The sequence below is a fragment of the Plantactinospora sp. B5E13 genome (genome assembly GCF_039871775.1).
Classification (GTDB): Bacteria; Actinomycetota; Actinomycetes; order Mycobacteriales; family Micromonosporaceae; genus Plantactinospora.
In genome coordinates, this window is sequence record NZ_JBDPLT010000115.1 from 1 (window position 1) to 950 (window position 950).

The window sequence follows — 950 nt, forward strand, 5'->3', positions numbered from 1 at the left end:
TGACGTGATCTCAGCATGGATTCGGTAGGTATCGGTATTCGAAGTGGGTGAGGTGGAGAGCGGCGCGGACGATGTCGCCGATCTGCCGTGGGCTGGCGGTGGTGTGACGAAGGGTCCGCCAGCGGCCGGTCAGGATTGCGAAGCCGCGTTCTCCGAGGCACCGCATGGATCGAAGGATCGTGTTGTGGGTGAGGTTGTCGACGGCGAGGCGGTGGCCATCGGAGGGTTGCTTGTATGGGGTGTGGATGCCCTGGCCAGAGCCTTCGTAGCCGGAGTCGGCCAGGGCCGGCAGATCCAGCGCTGAAGCGGCCCAGTACAGCGCGCCGGTGATGTCGAGCTCCTGTGCGCAGGTCAGGTCGTGTAGATGTCCTGGCATCGCATCCGAGGTCCAGATCGGTAGCCCGTCTGGGCGCATGATCGCTTGGATGTTCGCGCCGAAGTCGCGGTGCTTTCCGGAGTACCAGGCGTCGATCGTTTTGCCTTTCACGCTGGTGGTGGTTTCGGCGACCCGGTCGGTGTCGAACAGCTTCCCGTCCAGGATCACGTGCGACCAGCCGTCCGCGGCGACCCGGGCCAGGGCGTCGTGCAGGGTCGGTGTCTGCGCCGCGAGGACCCGCACGGCCTCGGCGACGTACCGGTACGCGGTCGCCCGCGACACCCCGAAGCCGGCCCCGAGGGTGGTTTTGTCCTCACCCTTACGGAACCACACCAGCACCAGAAGCGCCTGGTAGAAGCACGTCAACGCCCTCGCGTGGCGGCGGGTGCCCACCGCCCGACGCTCGGCGCGAAGCAGACGCGCCACGTGACGCACGAGTTCCCTGGGCACGTCGAGCCTGGCAGAATAGGTGATCACGTGGAGCCCTCTCGGAGACCGATTCCGTCGCAAGAACCTGTCTACCGATGGCTCCACGTCCTTATCAAAAGCTGTCCGCTATGGACGGTACGCCCGT

Annotated in this window: 1 protein-coding gene; it reads right to left on the reverse strand. The window is 65.8% G+C overall.

Going from position 1 to position 950, the window contains the following annotated elements; genetic code table 11:
• Positions 1–10: 10 nt before the first annotated feature.
• A complete protein-coding gene (locus tag ABGB05_RS36915) occupies positions 11–853 on the reverse strand; it encodes a transposase family protein (RefSeq protein ID WP_347658675.1) in 843 nt (280 codons plus the stop codon).
• Between the last annotated feature and the right edge of the window lie 97 nt (positions 854–950).